Below are 3,089 nucleotides of genomic sequence, written 5' to 3'. Positions count from 1 at the left end.
GCAGTTCGCACTTCACTCGGAGGTCTTCGTCTTGTCACCTCACCACGCCGTCACCAACGTCCGTGGTCAGTACAGCTAGACCGGCCAACGATTGCATTGCGACCACCACTAACGAGGTACCGATCGCGGCGGGCATCGGAAGTCCGGCCAGCAGGACCAGCGCAGGTACCAGCAGGAAGCCGCCACCCGCGCCGACGAGACCGCCCAACGCACCGACGACGCCACCGATTACGGCCACCTTGGCCACCTGAACCTGCGGGGCCTCGTCGCCGGAAGTTGTCTTGCGGTCGCGCAGCATCGCGATCCCGGAGGCGATCATGATCACTGCGAAGGTGACTAGCAGCACCGTTTCGGGGATGACGCCGGCCAGTAGGCCGCCGCAGAAAGCCCCGGTCATAGCCGCTGCGCCGAACCGTAGTGCGACGCGCCACCGCACGCGCCCGGCCCGCATATGAGCGATGACGCCGACCATGCTGGTGACGCCGACGACCAGAAGCGAACTTGCGATCGCCTCCTTGACGTCCAGTCCTGCGACGTAGGTCAGTAGCGGGACGGTCAGGATTGAGCCACCCCCGCCCAACAGTCCCAGCGAGACTCCCACGACCACGGCCAGGACGACGGTCAAGGCCGTCACGTCGGCGGCCTCGCAGCGAAACCGCACATCGCGGTGTTCGACACCGTCATGTCGTCCTCCCAGTTGACGTCGTAGCCGCCGCCTGTGCGCGCGATACCACCGGGGGTATATTAGAACCATACTAGAAATACCCCACTAGGTATTGCGATCATGGAATAATATACCCACGGGGGTATTGTTGTGTTGGGATGTGAGGGCCCGAAGTGGAGGCAGCAGGGCCTATCTAGAGAAGGAAAGACGATGATTCTGGAGCAGTACTACATCGAGTGCCTGTCGCACGCGTCGTATCTGATTGGAGACGAAAGCAGCGGGCGCGCAGTGGTTGTCGACCCGCGCCGCGACATCACCGAATACCTCGACGACACCGCCAGGCACGGGTTGACGATCGAAGGCGTCATTAACACCCACTTTCACGCGGACTTCGTCTCGGGCCACCTGGAGCTGGTGGAGGCCACCGGCGGGTGGATCGGCTTCGGCGCGGCCGCCCAGACTGACTATCCGATCCGCCGGTTGTCTGACGGGCAGCACCTCTCGCTCGGCGAGGTCGATCTGGAGATCCTCTCGACCCCGGGGCACACCTGGGAATCGATCAGCGTCCTGGTGCGTGAACGTCCCGACGTAGAGCCCGTCGCGGTGCTGACCGGTGACGCATTGTTCATCGGCGATGTGGGTCGTCCGGACCTGGCCAATCTGGGTGACGGTTCGACTGCCGACCTAGCTCGGGCGATGTATTACAGCATCCACGACAAGCTGCTGGCGCTGCCCGATGATGTCACGGTGATGCCCGTCCACGGCGCGGGTTCATCGTGCGGAAAAAACCTCTCGGCCGAGCTGACCTCCACGATCGGCGAGCAGCGCCGCACCAACCCGTCGGTGCAGCCGATGACCGAGGCCGACTTCGTCGAGCTGGTCACCCACGGCCAGCCCGCGGCACCCGCGTACTTCTCGATGGACGCGGCGATGAACAAGCGGGTTCACCCACTGCTGGATCAGCGCCGCAGGATTCCCCCAATGGCCGCGGCTCAGCTACGGGCCGGTCTGCAGACCAGCGTTCGGGTCGTGGATGCGCGGTCGGTCGACGACTTCGCGGCCGGTCATCTCCGCGGATCGGTCAACGTCGGCTTCGACGGCCGCTTCGCTGAAACCGTCGGCATGGTCGCCGAGGTGGGCGCCAACATCGCGCTGATCACCTACCCCGGTGACGAGCAGACCGCGGCCATGCGGCTGGCCCGCATCGGCTCGGACAACGTGGTGGGTTATCTCACCGTCGGCACTGACGGTGCCTTCCCGGCTGAGCTGACCGATCTCGTTCAACCGGCGCCACGGGTCAGCGCCGCTGAGCTCGACCGGCTGCGGGCCGAGAATGCGGTCACCGTGATCGACATCCGCAATCCCGGCGAACGCGACGTCGGCACGATTCCCGGCGCGGTGCACATCCCACTGGCCCAGCTGCGCACCCAGTGCGCAGAAGTTCCTAGGGGCAAGCCGATCGTGGTGCATTGCGCAGGCGGCTGGCGCTCCAGCGTGGCCGCCTCAATGATGCGGGCCGACGGATTCGCCAACGTTAGTGATCTGATCGGCGGTTACACCGCATGGGCGCAGGCCCAGGACGCTGCGTGAAGGACTACAGCGCCGATCGATTTGAGCCCGCCCGCAGACGACCCCGATCTGTGCTCAGTCCTTGAGTGATTCCCCGCGGGTGGCGAGTGCTGATTGCTTTTGCCTACGCGTACTGCGTTGGTGCGGCGACGAATCGTTGAGCGCACTGCGGTGAGCAGAAATACCAGTCATGACCTGAGTGACGCAGATGGCTGGCCGCCGTGGCGGGATCGACGCGCACCCGGCACACCGGGTCGGTGGGATAGCGGGCCGCCGCCAGTCCCACCGCGTAGACCTTTATCGGTGTCGCAATGTTGCGAAGTCGCTTGACTCCTAATGGCTCTAGCGAGAGGCCGCGCTGCGCGCAGGCCCGGCGAACTTCTTCGGTGAAGAGAGCCTGCCCGGCGCCGGCCAGCGCTGTGAGGCGCGCGGCCACATTCACACCGTGTCCGAAGTAGTCGGTGTCGCGCTGGACCGCACTGCCGCGGTGAATGCCGGCCCGCAGCGCAAGAAATCCGTCCTCCTCGGCGGCGCGGTCAGCGAGTCGTAGGATGGTCGCCACCATCGGCTCGGTCTCGCTGGCTCGCAGCATGACCGCATCACCCATCGTCTTGACGATGGTGACGTCCGGTCCGAGCGACTCACGGGCCACGGCAAGCAGACGGCCCGCCATACTGGCGGCTTGTTCATCCCCGCACATTTCCGTCAGGACGCTGAATCCGGACAGGTCGACGAACGCGAACGTCGCTTGGAAACTTTCACATTCGGTCACTTTGATCGTCCTTAAGTTCGTAGTTGCAGTTACTTCGTGTTGTTACGTTGGGCTGTGACCCGGGTGGGTCGGGTGAGGCTGCAT

Annotated in this window: 2 protein-coding genes and 1 pseudogene; 1 reads left to right on the top strand and 2 read right to left on the bottom strand. The window is 64.7% G+C overall.

Annotated elements, in window-relative coordinates; translation table 11 throughout:
* Positions 1–76: 76 nt before the first annotated feature.
* Positions 77–634: pseudogene (locus ACAG24_RS29410) on the bottom strand (sulfite exporter TauE/SafE family protein); the annotation flags it as partial.
* 240 nt (positions 635–874) lie between these two features.
* Between ACAG24_RS29410 and ACAG24_RS29405 the strand changes: the two are divergent.
* Complete coding sequence (locus ACAG24_RS29405; RefSeq protein ID WP_270720511.1) at positions 875–2,254, top strand: MBL fold metallo-hydrolase; 1,380 nt, start codon at positions 875–877, stop codon at positions 2,252–2,254.
* Positions 2,255–2,357: 103 nt separating this feature from the next.
* Here the strand turns inward: ACAG24_RS29405 and ACAG24_RS29400 are convergent, their stop codons facing one another.
* A complete protein-coding gene (locus ACAG24_RS29400) occupies positions 2,358–3,005 on the bottom strand; it encodes a YHS domain-containing protein (protein WP_270720512.1) in 648 nt (215 codons plus the stop codon).
* Positions 3,006–3,089: the final 84 nt, after the last annotated feature.

It is taken from the genome of Mycobacterium bulgaricum (assembly GCF_041287165.2).
Taxonomy (GTDB): Bacteria; Actinomycetota; Actinomycetes; order Mycobacteriales; family Mycobacteriaceae; genus Mycobacterium; species Mycobacterium bulgaricum.
The sequence above is the reverse complement of the archived record's forward strand: the minus strand, read 5'-3'. Positions and strand labels throughout refer to the sequence as shown.

Bases quoted from the DNA above. Each gene is read 5' to 3' on its own strand.
- ACAG24_RS29405 (WP_270720511.1), top strand. From the start codon at position 875: ATGATTCTGGAGCAGTACTACATCGAGTGCCTGTCGCACGCGTCGTAT.